Consider the following 15,433-nt stretch of genomic DNA (forward strand, 5'->3'; position numbering starts at 1 on the left):
GCTTCGGGGAAGAGTTCGGGAAACCGGACAGCCGACTGGGACCGACGCGACGCCTGAGCGGGCGCGCAAGGATCGGGATGGATGGGAGCATCGTTCTTCGGAGCGGCATTCCCGGACAGAGCGAAGACCGGCAAAACCTGTCTCGGCGCAGTGGGGCTCGGCAGCAATGCCGGGCCCCATTTCTCGTTTTGGGTCCGGTCGCGGCGCGGCCGGTCCCAACCGGTGAGGACACCCCGGATGAGCGACAATCCCCTGATCGCCGCGCTCGAGGCCGCCAACCGGGCCTCGCCCTTTCACCAGACCACGGGCTTTCGAATTGCCGCGGCGGACGAGGGCGACGTGCGGATCATGTTCGCGGCCGCGCCCGCGCTCCTCAACCATGCCGGCGCGCTCCACGCCGGGGTCCAGTGCGCCGCGCTCGACACGGTCGCGGGCTACGCTGCCGCCACGATCGCCGGGCGGGTGGTGACGCTGCAAATGTCGACGCAGTTCCTGGCCTCGGCCAGGGGCGACCGGTTCGAGGCGATTGGGCGCGTGACCAAGTCGGGCAAGGAGCAATTGTTCGTCGATGCCGAGCTGATCGCGCTGCGCGACGGCGACCGGCGCCTCGTCGCCAAGGCATTGGCCGTGCTGACCCGGCTTTCCGCCTGATCCGGTCGCAAGGCCGTAGGAGAGTTTCCTTTTCTCGCTCGTTGGCAGCGGAGGAGGAGAGAAACATGCCCGATACCATCGATGCCGACGAGAAGCGCGAGATCGTCAACGATTTCCACGACGCGGTGAACATGACCGCGTCTCAGCTCGAGAAGTGGCTCGATTCGCCCGAAAGCAAGGAAGTCGGGTGGAAGGGCGAGGACCGCGATGGCCGCGGGGAGAGCGTCGGCCACAAGTCGGGCCGAAGAATCGTCGAACTGCTGCACAAGAAGAAGGCCGACCTGACCGACGACGACCTCGCGCACATGCACAAGGTAGTCGGCTACGTGCATCGCCATCTCGCCCAGAAGCCCGCGCATCCGGCCGGCTCGAAATGGGAAGCGAGCCTCAAGAACTGGGGGTATGATCCGGCGAAGAAATAGGCCGGACGAACGGCTGGACCGATATTCGGCGAAGGCCGGCGGAGAAGGGATCTCCGCCGGCCCGCCAACTTCGCGGAGGCTCTAGCCGAGCATCTCCGCCGGGACCTTGCCGCCCTGGTCGCCGAGGCTGCGCATCACGGCCTTGTGCAGCCAGATGTTCATCTCGGCCGAGCCGTCGAGCGCGCCGGTGTAGCCGAGCTCATGGGCGAGCGACTTGCGGTTCTCGAGGCTCGAATCGATGCCGAGCAGCTTCATCAGGTCGACGATCGAGCTCTTGTAGTTGAGCTCGGGCCGACCCTTTTCGCGGCTCATGTCGTCCAGCACCTGCGCGACGTCGACCGGCTGGGTCGGAGTCGCGGCGGGGGCGGGCTGGGCCGGCGCCGGGGCGGGAGATGCAGCCGAGGGCTGGAGCGGTGGACCGCCGTCCATCCCGGCCGGGATCGTGGGCCGGTTGCCCAGACCCGGATCCTTGTGGCCGAAGATGGCGTCCTTGATCTTGCCGAAGATGCTCATGGCCTAGGCTTCGAGGCCGTGCTTGAGGCTGCTGATCTGGTCGTGGCCCTGACGCACCGACTGATAGGCGCGCTCGACGACCGTGCGGGCCTCGGGGTCCATGTCGAGCTTGAGTGCGGCCTCGAACTTCTCCTTGAGATAGTCCTCGCCGCGCTCGACCTCGTTGATGATCGCCTGGTCGTCGCGGCCGGTGATCGCGGCCTTGAGGTCGAGGAAACGCTGGTGGGTGGCGCCGAGGAAGCTGCCGTCGTCGGGGGCGTTGCCGCCGAGGCGACGGATTTCGCTGCGAAGCTCCTCGACCACGCGGCTGCGCTCGTCGGCATTGCGACGGAAGATTTCCTGGAAGCGGCTGCCGTCGGCATTTTCGGCCGCGTCGCGATAGCCGTTGATGCTGTCGATGAGGGTGGTGGTGAGGGTCTCGAGGGTGCCGAGGCCGTCCTTGCGGTCGTCAGATCCGATCATGTACGCGCTCCTTTACTTCGGGGGTAGTTATGGATGCGGAACGCAGGGCGGGGCTTTCGGGTTCGGTTCATGCAAAAGAATGAGGCGAGGCGAGGCTTTGCGTTGCCAATCCGTCCGGGTGCCATCGGTCCCTTGACCGAGGCTTGCTAGGTCCCCCGTCCGGTCGCTAGGCAGCACCGGCGTGCTCGCGCCAGGAGTTTCCGATTGATGACCGAACGCACCGACGCCGCACCGCCCAGCGCCGCGCCCGGAGGCGGCAAAAGCGCGCTTTTGTTGCTCGCGGCCCTGCTGGTCGGCCTCGTTCTGGGGATCGTCGTTGCCGGCACGGGCGACGGCTGGAAGGAGCCGCTGGTCCAGGCGGCGGGCCTCGTCGGCGGGCTGTGGCTCGATGCGCTGCGGATGACCGTCATCCCGCTGATCGTCGCCTTGCTGGTGGTCGGCGTCGTCGGCGGTGCCGATGCGGCGCGCGCCGGAGGACTGGCGGCGAAGGCGGTCGCCTGGTTCGTCGGCTTCTACATCTTCTCGGCTTTGTTCGGCGCGGTGATGACGCCCGCGCTGCTCGCGGTCTGGCCGCTGCCCGAGGCCGCCGCGCAGGCGCTCCAGGCCGGCCTCGCCGGGGTCGACCAGAGCGCGACCGCCGCCGCGGTCCCCAAGGTCGCCGACTTCTTCAAGACGATCATCCCCGCCAATCCGGTCGCCGCCGCCGCCAACGACCAGATCCTGCCCCTCGTTTTCTTCACCAGCGTCTTCGCCTTCGCTTTGGCCCGGGTCGAGCCCGAGCGGCGCGCCTCGACCCTCGGCTTCTTCGAGGGCGTTGCCGATGCCATGCTGCGGGTGATCGGCTGGGTGCTCGCACTCGCCCCGATCGGCGTCTTCGCCTTGGCCTTCGCAGTCGGGGCGGGGGCGGGCGGCTCGGCGCTGGGCGCGGTCGTCCATTACGTCATCATCCTCTCGCTGCTGGGCGTGATCCTGACGGTCTTCGGCTTCGTCATCGCGATCCTGGTCGCAGGGTTCGCGCCGGGTGCCTTCTTCCGGGCGATTGCCGGCCCCTCGGCGGTGGCGCTGTCGACCCGCTCGTCGCTCGCCTCGCTGCCCGCGATGCTCCAGTCGGCGGCCGACCTGCGCATCCGCGGGCGCGACGCCGACGTCGTCCTGCCGCTCGCGGTCGCCCTGTTCCGCGCGACGGGACCGGCGATGAACATCGGCGTCGCGCTCTATGTTGCGCACTGGCTGGGGGTGTCGATCACGCCGACGGGCTATGCCGCGGGCATCGCGGTCGCCGCCATGGCCTCGCTCGGCGCGGTGAGCCTGCCCGGCCAGATCAGCTTCGTCACCTCGATCGCGCCGATCAGCATCGCGCTCGGCGTGCCGATCGAGCCCCTCGCCCTGCTGCTCGCGCTCGAGACCATCCCCGACACCTTCCGAACGCTCGGCAATGTCGTCCTCGACGTCGCGGTGACGGGCGCGGTCGCCGAGCACGAGGCCACCGACTGACCGCCGTTCGTCGGCTCGACGAGCCGCAGGGGCATGTGGTCGATGGCCGGGTGACGGGGCCGGTCGGGCCGGGCAAGGCGAAGGGGCGGCGCGGAACGAGCGAGAGTTTCCCCCTCAGGACCTCCCTCGAAACGGATGGCAAACCCTTCCGCGCCGCAACCCCTCCCGTGACGGGACGGGGGCGGATCAGCGGCCGGCGATGGCCCGGACGGAGTCGGCGTAGAGGCGGCCGACCGGCTGCTCGGTCCCGTCGGCGAGGCGCGCGATCCAGCGGCCCGAGGCGTTTCGCTGGAAGCCGGCGATAAAGTCGCGCCGGACGATCGCGGAGCGATGGAGCCGGACGAAAAGCGAGGGATCCAGCCCCTCCTCGAGCGCGGCCATGCTGTGGTGGATGAGCCAGCTGCGGGCGCCGACGTGAAGGCGCATGTAATCGCGCTCGGCCGAGACCCGGTCGATGTCGATCGCCCTGATCCGGACCAGCCCGGTCAGGTCCGAGGCCCAGAATTCGTCGAGATACTGGCCGGCAGGCGCCGATGCCTGGATGCCGGCCTCGCGCTTGGCGAGGTGCGCCCGGGCGCGCTCGAGGGCGCGCTCCAGCCGGCTCGGATCGACGGGCTTCACCAGATAGTCCACCGCCTCGACCTCGAAGGCGGAGACCGCGAAATGGTCGAAGGCAGTGACGAAGACGACCGCCGGGCGCGCGGCGCTCCGGCCGAGCTCGCGGGCGACGTCGATCCCGTCCATGCCCGGCATGGCGATGTCGAGCAGCAGGAGGTCGGGGCTCAGCGCCTCCGCCATCCGGCAGGCCGCTTCGCCGTCGCTGGCCGTGCCGACGAGGTCGACTCCGCCGATCCGCGCGAGCAGCAGCTGGAGCCGCTCGGTCGCGAGCGGCTCGTCATCGACGACCAGGGTCTTCAAGGGCGGATTATCCATCATGGCGGGTCACCGGCAGGGTCAGCGCGACCTTGTAGCCGCCCTCGGCCATGGGGCCATGCTCGATCCCCGCGGAACGGCCGAAGCGGGCGCCAAGCCGCTGCGCGACATTGGCGAGGCCGACCTTGGTGCCTGTCGGCGTTCCGGCCTGGCGCGGGGCCTTGAGCGCGGTGCCGCCGAAGTTGCTGATCTCGATCCGCAGCCGGCCGGGAAGAGGTTCTTCTGCCATGATCCTGAGCGTCACCTTGTCGCGGGTGTTGCCGAGGCCGTATTTGATCGCATTCTCGACGATCGGCTGGAGAATGAGCGCCGGCAGCCGAGCGCCGGACAGGCTGTCGGGAACATCGATCTCGACCCTGAGGCGGCGGGGGAAGCGGACCTTCTCGATCTCGAGATAAAGGCGCTGGAGCTCGATCTCCTCGGCCAGGCTGACGTCGGCGGTGGGGTCGAGCGAGAGGCTGGTGCGGAAGAAGTTCGACAGCTTGAGGATCATCGCCTCCGCCTCCTCGGGGCGGTTGCTGATGACCAGGCTGGAGAGGCTGTTCAGCGTGTTGAACAGGAAGTGCGGATTGACCTGATAGCGGAGCGCGCGGACCTGGGCGAGCTGGGCCGCGCTCTCGGCATCGGCGGCGCGGCGCTGAAGGTCGAGCGCCTGGCGCTGGCTGACCGCGGCGAGATAGACCGCCGACCAGGCAGCGAAGAAGAACAGCCAGACGACGGCGGTGTCGGCGGCGACGCGGAACTGGTCGTGCTGCTTCAGGTCCTGGAGTCGCGGCATGGTCACGACCACGGGGTCGGCGGCGTTGCGCTCGATCCGGACCTGGTCGCCCTTCTGGACGACGACGAAGCCCTCGCGCGCCTGGAAGCGGAATTCCTCGCGGCTGGTCTTGAGGCTGCCCTCGCTGAGCACGAGGGTCCCGGCGAGCGTGGCCGAGGCGACGAGCGAGCCGATGCCCGCCACCACCGCCTTGCGGCGCATGGACGCGCCCGGCGCAAAGGTCGCGATCGCGACATAGAGGAGGCCGGTCAGCGCCAGCCCGACCACCAGGGTCAGGACCTTGTTGAGAAGAATGGTCGCGGGATCGCTGCTGAGGAAGGCGCGGGCGACCACGGTGATGGTGTAGATCGCCCAGAAACCGAAGATGGCCTTCACCGCCAGCCGCCAGTCGGCGAAGCGGGCCTGGCGGCGCGTCAGGCGCTGATGCACCGCGTCGGCGGCAAGTGGCATGTTCATGGGCGGGGAGAGTGCCGTTCATGTGCGGGTCATGCAAGCATCGCCCGCCGCTTGGGCGAAGCCAGAAGCGCGCTGGTCGAAGCGGAACGGCGGTCGGGACCGGTCGTTATCGCCGCGAAAGGAAATTCCCATGACCAACGAGAGCGAAGAGAAAGCCCCGCCGCCGGTCCTGTCGGCCGATCCCGCGCACGAGCTCGAGCAGAAACTGCGCCGCAATCCCGAGGACGGCGACGCCAAGATCGACGTCGGCAGCGATGAATCGATGGACGCCTCTGACCCGCCGGCGACCTCGCAGCCGGGCGAAGCCGACGAGCCCGTCCCCTCGTCGGGCTTTCCGGGCTAGGCCCACCCGATCGTCAAGGTGAGATGATAACGGCGTTGCACGATTGCGACAGCGCCGCGACTTCTGTGCCTTGCACCCGAAAGAACGTGCAATCGTCCCCGACACCGGTTTCAATATGAACCGGGGTTGGGGATTTGGTTAAGCGGTTGGAAACGCTTGATCATGCAAATTCCCGTCCTTGAGTACAAGGAGCTGGGAGCATGACGACGCGTTCTTCGCAGCCTGCCGGTGGGGCGTTGCTGCTGAGCGAGATGAAAGAGTTTGCGGGCTTTCCGAAGTCGACGCAGCGCTACATCCGCCGCAGCCTCGACATCGCGTTCGGCCGCCGCGACGCGCTTGAATGCTGGGCGCGCGACGAAGGCGAGGCCGCCTCGATCCGGGCCCAGGGCCGGCTCTACAAGCAGCTCGAGGCGCTCCGCCTGCAGGTGCCCGATGACAGCGGTCTCGACACGATCGACCCCTTCATGGGCCTGCTGATCACGGTTACCGCCTTCGATCTCGGCCAGGACCGGATTCCCAATTTCGCGGCTTATCGCTTCCTCTACGAGCGGCTGCTCGGCGCGGGCGCGCGGCCGTGGCTGCCGGCGGCCTTCTGCGCCGCCGCGGCGCTGCCGCACCTCCACCCGGACCGCCGCCGGCTGCTGCTGCAGTCGATCAGCGAAAGCGCGGCCACCGCGCCGGGCTGGTCGAACCGCGAGCCGGTGTTCTGGCCCGAGTGGGTCGAAAAGGTCGACCTCGCCGCCGCCGCTTGATTTTCAGGCGGGCGCTTTGACGCTCGGATAGATGTCGGCCAGCGCCGCTATGCTCGTTCGGGCATCGCGGTGGAGGATGTAGGTCCCGCCCGCCTCGATCCATGCCGCCATGTGCCGCTCGCTGTCGTCGACCAGCACGTCGGCGCCGGTCATGTGGCGATGTTTGTCGCGCGCCATGCAGGTGATGACCGGCACGCCGGGGAAATGCTCGCCGGCCCAGGCGACCTTCTGCGGCGCCGCCCAATTGCCGATGGGGAGGCCGGTCAAGATGGTGGGCCGCAGGTGCCGGACCGCCGCGAACAGTTCGTCGGCGTCCGCCATCTTTGGGAGGCGGGCGTAGAAGTCACCCGCACGCGCCAGCCGCTTCCAGAACTCGCCTTTGCCATGCCGGGCCTCGAAGGCCCTGGCGTCCATTCCGAGCAGCTCGCGAACCCCGGCGTCGAAATCGGCCAGAACGCCGTCGCAGTCGAGGAAGAGCCTGGGCAGGCTCACCGCAGCCGGGCCGGGGTCAGGCTGACCGGAACGGGATGGTCCCATTCCTTCCAGCCGCGCTCCTTCAGCACATCGTTGCTCTCCTTCGCCGAGCGCCCTTCTCCCAGCGACCAGGTGATGTGGAAGATCGAGCCGTCGGGCCGGTCGACGCTGCCGTCGATGCTGACCACCAACGCCTCCACGCCCTGGTCGTCGTCGGTCGAGCCAAGCACCGCCGCGCGCACCGCCGGCGGCGGGTCGCTTGCCCGGACGTCGAGCGTGACATGATGCGCGACGACGTGGTCGTAGCGGGGCGGATGGTCGCGAAGCAGCGCGTCGCGGTCCTTAGTGTCGAGCAGCCAGCCGTTGGTCATCCCACGATCAATCAGCCGCGCTGCGCGAGGTTCCGAAGCAAGTCGGCGGCGAATTCGCTCAAGGTGTCGTCGCGCGCGCCGAGGATGGCGATGCGGTCGCCCGCGCGGGCCTCGGCGAGCAGGCGCTTGCCGATGTCGGCGCGGAGGGGGATGTGCTCGGCCTTGCCGCCGGCGTCGACGATCGCCCCGGCCAGCCAGTCGGAGCCGCGCGACCGGTCGACCGTACCGCCCTGGTAGACGGGGTCGGAAAGGATCAGCAGGTCGTCGGCGCGCAGCCCTTGCGCGAAGGTCGCACTCAGTTCCTCGCCCATCTTGGCGAGCGGGCCATAGCCGTGCGGCTGGAAGAAGATCAGCAGCCGGCCGGGGGCGGCGGTCAGGGTCGCCAGCGTGGCGGCGATCTTGTCGGGATTGTGGGCGAAGTCGTCGATGACGGTGACCCCGGCTTCGGTGCCGACGGTCTCGAGGCGGCGGCGCAGACCACTGAAGCCGGCCAGCGCCGTGGCGGCATCGGCGAGCGGAAGCCCGAGCGCGTGGGCCGCCGCGAGTGCACCCAGTGCGTTCGAGGCATTGTGTCGCCCGGGGAGGGCGAGCCGGACCTCGGCCCGCTCGTCGCCGGCGGTCACGGTGAAGGTCGAAGCGCCGGGCTCGAGCTGGAGGTCCGAACCCCTCACGTCCGCCGCCTCCGCGTCGAAGCCGTAGCCGATCGCGCCCGGCACCTCGCCGGCGATCGCGCGGCTCTCGGCATCGTCGAGATTGATGACTGCCTTGTCGGACGCGCGCAGGAAGTCGCCGAACAGTCGGCGCAGCTCGTCCATTTCCTTGTGGTCGAGGCTGACATTGTTGAGGAGCGCGATTTCCGGCCGGTAGAGCGCGATCGATCCGTCGCTCTCGTCCACCTCGCTGACGAACAACTGGGGATCGCCGACCAGGGCGCTGGCGAAGGGCGTCTCGGGTGAGACGAAATTCTTCATCACCGCGCCGTTCATCACGGTCGGGCGATGGCCGAGCGCGTGCAGGATCCAGCCGATCATGCCGGTCACGGTCGACTTGCCCGAGGTCCCGCCAACCGCGACGCTTCGGCCCGCCGCGTTGAGAAGCTGGCTGAGCAATTGGGGCCGGGTGAGGTGCGGCAGGCCGAGTTTGCGGGCGCGGACCACGTCGGGAATGGTCTCCTCGACCGCGGCCGAGGTGACGAGGGTGAGCCCCTCGCGCAGCCCGCTGCCGTCCTGCGGATGAAGCGCAATTCCCAGCGCGCGGAGGAAGCCGAACTTGGGCGCGAGGCGGCCGGCGTCGAGCGCGCGGTCGCTTCCCGCTACCTCGGCACCGCTCGCCCGGACGATGCAGGCCAGGGGCAGCATTCCGCTGCCGCCGATTCCGCAAAAGAAGAAGCTGGTCGGGGTCATGCTGCTCGCCCTATTGAGGGCGACGACAAGAGGCAATCGGAGGGGCGATGAGGATTGCGGTGGTAGCGCCGAGCTGCCCGCTCAAGCGCGACGCGGCGACACGGGTGGAGGAACTGGCGGCGGCGGCGGGGGTGACGCTGGTGGTGCATCCGCAATGCTTTCTCGAGGATGGCCATTTCGCCGGACCCGACGCAGACCGGCTCGCTGCCCTGCGCGAGGTCATGGCCGACCCCGGCATCGACGCCGTGTGGTTCGCAAGGGGCGGCTATGGCTCCAACCGTATTGCGGTGGCGGCGGCAAATGACCTCCCCGCTGCCGCAAGAGCCAAGACCTATCTCGGCTACAGCGACGGCGGGTTTTTGCTGGCCGCGCTTCACAAGGCGGGCTTGCGGGTCGCCCATGGGCCGATGGTGCAGGACGTCGCCCGGGAGGGCGGCGAAGCGGCAGTGCGCCGCGCGCTGGCATGGCTCGCGTCCGGCGACCGGGAAGCGCTCGAGCCCGGCCTCGACGGGCCGGCCATGGCCTTCAACCTCGTCGTCCTGTCGAGCCTGATGGGAACGCCGCTCGAACCCGACTTCAACGGGGCCGAGCTGCTGATCGAGGAAGTCGACGAGGAACTCTACCGGATCGACCGTTTCCTCTTCCACGTTTCTTCGCAGCCGGGCTTCGCCGCGGTCCGCCAGCTGCGCCTCGGACGATGCCTGGTCCGGGACAATGACCGGCCCTTCGGTATCGAACTGGAAGCCGTCGCGCGGCACTGGTGCGAGCGCGCGGGGGTGCGATACGCGGGCCGCGCCGACATCGGTCACGATAGCCTTAACAGGATTGTGCCGTTTCCTTCGCGCAACGCTTGATTGTCTCTCTCTTGAGATACTCTTGCAGAGCCCCTCGCTTTGCGCTCTATCTCCTTCGCGAAACAACAGGAGGGCCACATGGCAAAGGAATCGAGCGGGACTGGGCGTAAGGCAGGGGGCGGTCTTGCGCGTCCGGTGACTCCGTCGCCGGATCTGGCTGAGATCGTCGGCAAGGACCCGCTTCCGCGCAGCGAAGTCGTCTCGAAGGTGTGGGATCACATCCGCAAGAACAACCTTCAGAATCCGCAGAATAAGCGGGAAATCGTCGCCGACGACAAGCTGAAGAAGATCTTCGGCAAGGACCGCTGCACCATGTTCGAGATGAACAAGCACCTGTCCAAGCATCTTTCGTAAGCGCTGTTCTCAGCGCTTCGCGGAAAAGGGCTCGCCGGTCGCGGCGGGCCCTTTTTTTGCGTGTCCCGAGGGCGACTCGGGCGTCCGCTCAGCGGCAGGCCCGCCAACCGCCGACGCCGCGATCGGCGGTGTCGAGGTGCAGATGGTCGCGGTGCGCCGCATTGTAGTCGGGCGAGAGGACCGTGGTGAAGGCGCTGCAGGCTGCGTCGCGGGCACTCCGCAGGAAGGCGCCGCGGGGCCCCTGGTCGGGCCAGTCGCGTAAGACCGAGACGGTTCGCCCGTCGGCCAGCGCGAACCCGAGGATATCGACCGCGTCGGCGGTCGCATGCTCGCTCCACGACCCCTGATCGCGGCCGTAGAGGCGCCGGCAGGAGAAACTTCCGGCGTGGATCAACCGCGTCACGCGGGTGCCGAGCCGGGCGCGGGCCTCGACCTGCAACTGGCGCTCCCACACCGACATGGCCGCAGCGACCGGGCAGCTGGTCACGAGCCCTTCCGGCGAGGCCGCGGCATCGAGCGCGACGAGCGTGCCGTCGCGATAGCCGCAGTCGGCGCCCGCGATCCGGTCGGGCGCGGGGCGGCTGCGATTGCCGGCCGCCGCCAGCAGCGCCCGGCAGCGCGGGGCATCGCTCCCCAGGTCGGCGATCCGGGCGGCGGTGAAGCGGCCGGGCGATGCCGCGAGATCGAGCTCGGTCCACGGAAGGTCCTGCCGGTGGCGCTGCATCCAGGCAGCGATCTCGATGGCCGCCACGGCGAGGAACGTCAGGAGCAGGAACAGGCGAAGGGCGAAGGTCATCGCCGCCTAACGCCGACCGGCGCGATTCAGGCGCGAAGCGCGATGTCGAGCCGCTCGCGGGTGACGGGATAGCCAAGATGGCCGGGGATGGTCAGCCAGCGCTCGCCATCCGCTTCCTCGATCCAGGGACTGATGATCTCGACCGGATGCGCTTCGGCATGGGCGCGGGCCTCGGCGAAGGAGCTGAACTGGGCCAGCCGCTCGAGATTGCGGATGGTGGGGAAGATCGCCCGCGCGTCGCCGGTCGCGATCGCTTCGAGCATGGCGGCGGCAGTCACCCACAGCGCCCGCTCGCATTCGCCCGGCTGGGGCACGAGCGGTCCGGCGTCGGCTGGCGCGGGGGCGAGGAAGAAGAAGGTGTCGAAGCGCCGGTGGCTGACATTGTCGGGCCGCCAGCGCGCGAAGGAAACGAGCTCGTCGAGCCGGATCGAGAGCCCGGTCTCCTCGGCCGTCTCGCGGACGGCGGCGCGGGCCGCGGCATGGAGGAGTTCGTCCGCGCCCTCCCAGTCGGCGGTGTCGATGCGTCCGCCCGGGAAGACCATCGCGCCGCCGGCGAAGGCCATGGTGGTGGGCCGCTCGACCATCAGAAGTTCGGGCGCGGCGCCCCCGGTCTCGCGCATCACCACCAGGGTGGCGGCTGGAATGGCCTCGTTGTCCGACATGGCGAGAGACATGTGCGCGCGTTCTCTAAAAGAAAAGGCCGGCGCCCGCGAGGAGCACCGGCCTTTCCGCAAAGCCAATGAAGGCTTGGCTTACATCGCGTTGACGGCAGCGGCCGCTTCGGCGCCATTCTGCGCGTTGACGTCGGCGTCGTCGATCGCGTCTTCCTTGCGGTCGCCCTCGGCCTTGAGCGCATCGGCCTGGTTCTGCAGCGAGTCCGCTTCGGCGGCGTTGCCGGTGTTGGCGGCAGCGGCCTCGAGGTTCTCGGCGGCGTTCTCGTAATTCTCCTGGACGTTCTCGCCGAGCGAGTCGTCACCCTTGCCACCACAGGCGGCCAGAGCGAGGGCGGCGGCGCCAACGAGCGCGAAGCTGATCTTCTTCATAATCTATCTCCCCTTATGGTTATGAGACGCGGTTCTTCTATCCGCTTGGAGGCGCCAAACGCCAGTAGGATCCTTTCGGTTCCGTCACGCCAAGCTTGGAAAAACGCTCCGCTTCACCTACATAAGGGACGTCGGGCAACCGACTATGCTGGTAGAGTGTGGGTTGAAATAAGCACTTCGGACCCGGGGGGCAGTACCCCGGCGCCTCCACCAGCAGCGGCGTGATAGGGACTGAGCGGGGACCCGGGTACACGCCGTTGCTGATGGGGGCGAAACAGGATCGACGGGTGTGGTAAAGGATCTACTGCCAGCGGGCTTGGACAGGCCCTAAAACCGTCATTCTCACAAGTGCCAACGATAACGAGGCGCTCGCGATTGCTGCGTAACTGACGGCCTAACGGTCAGAAGTTACAAAGCTTAAGCGCGGTTGGACCGAACCGGGCAACAGAATCGGATTCCAGCGGTACGGGAGGCACCGGGCAACAGAAGCCTCCCACTTTCCTTCTTGTCCGCGGCGTGTCAGCTTCCGGCCCTCATTCGAGGGGGTCCGAACCATGCGCCTTGCCGTTGCCGCTCTGCTGCTCGCCACCACGCCCGCCGCACTGATGGCGCATCCCTTCGAAACCGGGCGCACCGGCGCCCCGCTCGGCCTGTCGCAGGATCCTCCGGGGCCCGCCACCGTGCCCGTCCCCAAGGAGCAATTGCTGGTCCCGCCCGCGGGTGCCGACCATTGGACCATCGCCTCCTCCTCGGCGAAGCATGGCGACACCTGGCGCTGGACCTTGCCCGACGGGAGCATCGCCTATCGCCAGAGCCAGTCGCTGCGCGGCTGGATCACCGAGACCGACGCGGTGGTGAAGCTTGGCCCCGACGGCAATCCGACCAGCATCGTCATTCGCGGGGTCAGCCCGGCGGGCGATGCGGCCGAAACCTTCGTCCTCGCCGCCGATGGCTCGGCTCGCTGGAAGTCGAGCGCCGACACGGGCTCGGCGACGGGGGCGGCCGGCAAATTCTACATCGACAGCTATGGCCCCTCGGCGCTCGGCAACCTGTTGGTCGAGCAGATGATCAAGGCCGGGCCGGCGGGCCTGCCGCTCCTCCCGACCGGCCGCGCGACGCTCGAGCGAACGGGCATTAAGCAGACGGTCACCGGCCCCGGCGGCGCGACCAGGCAGGTCGAGCTCGGCTGGATGAAGGGGCTGGGCATGTCGCCCACCGCGGTCTGGCTCGACGGCGACAAGCCCTTCGGGATCGTCAGCTGGATCAACACGCTGCCGGCCGGCTGGGAGGCCGCCGCGCCGATCCTGAAGCCGATCCAGGAGAAGGCCGAAGCCGCCGCGATCAAGGCGGTGGCGGCGACATTCCTCGCCAATCCCGACCGGTCGCCGATCCTGTTCGACAATGTCACCTTGTTCGACGCCGACGCCGGCCGCTTCGTTCCCGCCCAGTCGGTGCTGGTCGCAGGCGGCAAGATCGCCCGGATCGGCGCCGCCGGAAGCATCGCCGCGCCGGCCGGTGCGCGGCGGGTCGACGGCCGCGGCAAGAGCCTCGTCCCCGGCCTTTGGGACGCGCACCGCCACATCGGCGGCGACTGGGAGCTCCTCTCCAACATGGCGGCGGGGATGACGAGCTTCCGTTCGCCCGGGACCGAGATCGACCGCGCGGTCGACGTCGCCAAGCGCCGTGCCGACGGCAGCCTGGTGATGGGCGAGGGCTGGGTCCAGGCGATCGTCGACAAGAAGGATCCGCTCGCCGCGCAGGGGGCCGAAACGGTCTCCAGCGCCGCCGAGGCGATCGCCGCGGTCCGCAAAATTCACGATGCCGGGCTGTGGGGGGTCAAATTCTACACCTCGATGGACCCCGCCTGGATCGCTCCCGCCGCGGCCGAGGCGCACCGGCTCGGCATGCATGTCAGCGGCCATGTCCCCGCCCGCATGCGCCCGCTCGACGCGGTCCGCGCCGGCTATGACGAGGTCACTCACCTCAACTTCATCGTGATGCAGTGGATGCCGCAGGCCGTGGTCGACAAGTCCAACACCGCGGCGCGGATGGAAGGGCCGGCCAAATATGCCAAGGACCTCGACCTCAACACGCCCGCAGTCCGCGACGCGCTGGCCGAGTTCAAGCGCCGCGGGACCACGGTCGACCCGACCCTCGTCGTATTCGAAAGCCAGTTGACCGCCGAGGGCGGCGTGCCCGCGCCTTCCTACACCGCTTATGCCGACGTCGTCCCGCCGCTGGTCGCGCGCGGCTTCCGGGCCGGCGGCTATCCGCTCAAGGAGAATCTCACCCGCGACGACTATCGCAAGAGCTTCGCCAAGATGGTCGAGCTGGTCGGCGCGATGCACAAGGCCGGGATCCCGATCGTCGCGGGCACCGACGGCGAGGGGATGGAGCTGGTCCGCGAGATTGAGCTCTACCGCCAGGCTGGCCTGACGCCGGCCGAGGCGCTCCAGACCGCGACCATCAATGTCGCCCGGCTGGTCGGCGCCGACAAGCGGACGGGCTCGATCGCGGTCGGCAAGGAAGCCGATCTCGTCCTCGTCGACGGCGACGTCTCCAAGGACCTCGGCGCGCTTCGCCGGACAGTGACCGTGGTCAGCGACGGGGTGGCGATGGACGCCGACGCGCTGCGTCAGGCGGCCGGCTACACGGGACGACCGAAGTAGGATTGAACCGCGGCAGTGTCCCACTTACGTAAGGCACCTGACGGGATTTAAGGGGACCTGACGCATATGACCGCACTTCGCCGCTTCGGCCTTCTTGCGCCGCTTGCCGCCGTGAGCCTCGCCGGCTGCGGCCTCAACTCGGTGCCCACCGCCGAGGAGAATGTGAACGCCAAGTGGGGCAATCTGCAAAGCGAATATCAGCGCCGCGCCGACCTCGTGCCCAACCTCGTCCGCACGGTCGACCGCTATGCCGACCAGGAGCGCGACGTCCTGGTCCAGGTGACCCAGGCCCGCGCCAATGCGAGCCGGGTTCAGCTCAATGCCGACGATTTGTCGGACCCGGCCAAGGTCGCCGCCTTCAACCAGGCGCAGACCCAGCTCGGCGGTTCGCTCGGCCGGCTGCTCGCGACGTTCGAGGCCTATCCCGACCTCAAGAGCAACCAGAACTTCCTGACCCTGCAGTCGCAGCTCGAAGGGACCGAGAACAGCATCCTCGTCGCCCGGCGCGACTATAACGAGGCGGTGCAGAGCTATAACACCCGCATCCGTACCTTCCCCGACGCGATCGGCGCCAAGGTCTTCTACGGCGCCAAGCCCAAGGTGCCGTTCGAGGCTTCGGCGGGCGCGCAGAACGCGCCCACGGTCGACTTCAACGCCCAGTAAGA

General features: G+C 68.6%; 19 protein-coding genes and 1 other RNA gene. 10 read left to right on the top strand and 10 right to left on the bottom strand.

Going from position 1 to position 15,433, the window contains the following annotated elements; all coding sequences use genetic code 11:
* Positions 1-237: 237 nt before the first annotated feature.
* Both BS69_RS0101050 and BS69_RS0101055 read left to right on the top strand, forming a co-directional pair.
* Positions 238-651: a PaaI family thioesterase gene (locus tag BS69_RS0101050; RefSeq protein ID WP_029940138.1), complete on the top strand. Its 414-nt coding sequence runs from the start codon at positions 238-240 to the stop codon at positions 649-651.
* A 65-nt stretch (positions 652-716) separates the two neighbouring features.
* Positions 717-1,073, top strand: a complete 357-nt coding sequence (locus BS69_RS0101055) for a DUF3140 domain-containing protein (protein WP_029940139.1) — start codon at positions 717-719, stop codon at positions 1,071-1,073.
* An 81-nt stretch (positions 1,074-1,154) separates the two neighbouring features.
* On the opposite strand, the gene BS69_RS0101060 is transcribed toward BS69_RS0101055, so the two are convergent.
* A complete protein-coding gene (locus tag BS69_RS0101060) occupies positions 1,155-1,586 on the bottom strand; it encodes a DUF3597 domain-containing protein (protein ID WP_029940140.1) in 432 nt (143 codons plus the stop codon).
* Positions 1,587-1,589: 3 nt separating this feature from the next.
* Positions 1,590-2,048: a ferritin-like domain-containing protein gene (locus BS69_RS0101065; RefSeq protein WP_029940141.1), complete on the bottom strand. Its 459-nt coding sequence runs from the start codon at positions 2,046-2,048 to the stop codon at positions 1,590-1,592.
* 207 nt (positions 2,049-2,255) lie between these two features.
* On the opposite strand from BS69_RS0101065, the gene BS69_RS0101070 reads away from it, so the two are divergent.
* On the top strand, positions 2,256-3,542 hold the full coding sequence (locus BS69_RS0101070) for a dicarboxylate/amino acid:cation symporter (protein WP_029940142.1): 1,287 nt from the start codon (positions 2,256-2,258) through the stop codon (positions 3,540-3,542).
* A gap of 186 nt (positions 3,543-3,728) precedes the next feature.
* Here the strand turns inward: BS69_RS0101070 and BS69_RS0101075 are convergent, their stop codons facing one another.
* Both BS69_RS0101075 and BS69_RS0101080 read right to left on the bottom strand, forming a co-directional pair.
* Complete coding sequence (locus tag BS69_RS0101075) at positions 3,729-4,460, bottom strand: LytR/AlgR family response regulator transcription factor (protein ID WP_342665803.1); 732 nt, start codon at positions 4,458-4,460, stop codon at positions 3,729-3,731.
* Positions 4,461-4,467: 7 nt separating this feature from the next.
* Complete coding sequence (locus BS69_RS0101080) at positions 4,468-5,709, bottom strand: sensor histidine kinase (RefSeq protein ID WP_051676415.1); 1,242 nt, start codon at positions 5,707-5,709, stop codon at positions 4,468-4,470.
* A 130-nt stretch (positions 5,710-5,839) separates the two neighbouring features.
* On the opposite strand from BS69_RS0101080, the gene BS69_RS0101085 reads away from it, so the two are divergent.
* Positions 5,840-6,052, top strand: coding sequence for a hypothetical protein (locus BS69_RS0101085; RefSeq protein ID WP_037504289.1), 213 nt, complete (start codon positions 5,840-5,842; stop codon positions 6,050-6,052).
* A gap of 200 nt (positions 6,053-6,252) precedes the next feature.
* On the top strand, positions 6,253-6,804 hold the full coding sequence (locus BS69_RS0101090; RefSeq protein WP_029940146.1) for a hypothetical protein: 552 nt from the start codon (positions 6,253-6,255) through the stop codon (positions 6,802-6,804).
* Between the two features lie 3 nt (positions 6,805-6,807).
* On the opposite strand, the gene BS69_RS0101095 is transcribed toward BS69_RS0101090, so the two are convergent.
* From BS69_RS0101095 to BS69_RS0101105, 3 genes are read right to left on the bottom strand one after another with little or no spacing between them, the layout of a single operon-like run.
* Positions 6,808-7,296, bottom strand: coding sequence for a 5' nucleotidase, NT5C type (locus BS69_RS0101095; RefSeq protein WP_245605078.1), 489 nt, complete (start codon positions 7,294-7,296; stop codon positions 6,808-6,810).
* Positions 7,293-7,649, bottom strand: a complete 357-nt coding sequence (locus BS69_RS0101100; RefSeq protein WP_037504291.1) for a hypothetical protein — start codon at positions 7,647-7,649, stop codon at positions 7,293-7,295. The genes BS69_RS0101095 and BS69_RS0101100 overlap by 4 nt, the downstream gene beginning before the upstream one ends.
* 11 nt (positions 7,650-7,660) lie before the next feature.
* Entirely contained in the window at positions 7,661-9,052 is a 1,392-nt protein-coding gene (locus tag BS69_RS0101105; protein WP_029940148.1) for a Mur ligase family protein, read from the bottom strand.
* A gap of 47 nt (positions 9,053-9,099) precedes the next feature.
* Here BS69_RS0101105 and BS69_RS0101110 point away from each other — a divergent pair, with 47 nt between their 5' ends.
* Both BS69_RS0101110 and BS69_RS0101115 read left to right on the top strand, forming a co-directional pair.
* Positions 9,100-9,906 (top strand): LD-carboxypeptidase, encoded by an 807-nt coding sequence (locus BS69_RS0101110; RefSeq protein ID WP_029940149.1) that lies wholly within the window; start codon positions 9,100-9,102, stop codon positions 9,904-9,906.
* Positions 9,907-9,984: 78 nt separating this feature from the next.
* Entirely contained in the window at positions 9,985-10,260 is a 276-nt protein-coding gene (locus BS69_RS0101115; RefSeq protein WP_029940150.1) for an SWIB/MDM2 domain-containing protein, read from the top strand.
* A gap of 88 nt (positions 10,261-10,348) precedes the next feature.
* Here BS69_RS0101115 and BS69_RS0101120 read toward each other — a convergent pair whose 3' ends face one another.
* The 3 genes from BS69_RS0101120 to BS69_RS0101130 all read right to left on the bottom strand — a co-directional run bounded on the left by BS69_RS0101120 (position 10,349) and on the right by BS69_RS0101130 (position 12,099).
* Complete coding sequence (locus BS69_RS0101120; RefSeq protein WP_029940151.1) at positions 10,349-11,056, bottom strand: extensin-like domain-containing protein; 708 nt, start codon at positions 11,054-11,056, stop codon at positions 10,349-10,351.
* A gap of 26 nt (positions 11,057-11,082) precedes the next feature.
* Positions 11,083-11,718, bottom strand: a complete 636-nt coding sequence (locus BS69_RS0101125) for an NUDIX hydrolase (RefSeq protein ID WP_029940152.1) — start codon at positions 11,716-11,718, stop codon at positions 11,083-11,085.
* 90 nt (positions 11,719-11,808) lie between these two features.
* A complete protein-coding gene (locus BS69_RS0101130) occupies positions 11,809-12,099 on the bottom strand; it encodes a hypothetical protein (RefSeq protein WP_029940153.1) in 291 nt (96 codons plus the stop codon).
* Positions 12,100-12,190: 91 nt separating this feature from the next.
* On the opposite strand from BS69_RS0101130, the gene ssrA reads away from it, so the two are divergent.
* From ssrA to BS69_RS0101140, 3 genes are all read left to right on the top strand, one after another.
* Positions 12,191-12,558: a transfer-messenger RNA gene (gene ssrA / locus BS69_RS13865) on the top strand.
* Positions 12,559-12,653: 95 nt separating this feature from the next.
* Positions 12,654-14,768 (top strand): amidohydrolase family protein, encoded by a 2,115-nt coding sequence (locus tag BS69_RS0101135; protein ID WP_245605079.1) that lies wholly within the window; start codon positions 12,654-12,656, stop codon positions 14,766-14,768.
* A gap of 66 nt (positions 14,769-14,834) precedes the next feature.
* Positions 14,835-15,431: a LemA family protein gene (locus tag BS69_RS0101140; RefSeq protein ID WP_029940155.1), complete on the top strand. Its 597-nt coding sequence runs from the start codon at positions 14,835-14,837 to the stop codon at positions 15,429-15,431.
* The last annotated feature ends 2 nt before the right edge of the window (positions 15,432-15,433 follow it).

The sequence above is a fragment of the Sphingomonas astaxanthinifaciens DSM 22298 genome (assembly GCF_000711715.1).
GTDB classification, from domain to species: domain Bacteria; phylum Pseudomonadota; class Alphaproteobacteria; order Sphingomonadales; family Sphingomonadaceae; genus Sphingomicrobium; species Sphingomicrobium astaxanthinifaciens_A.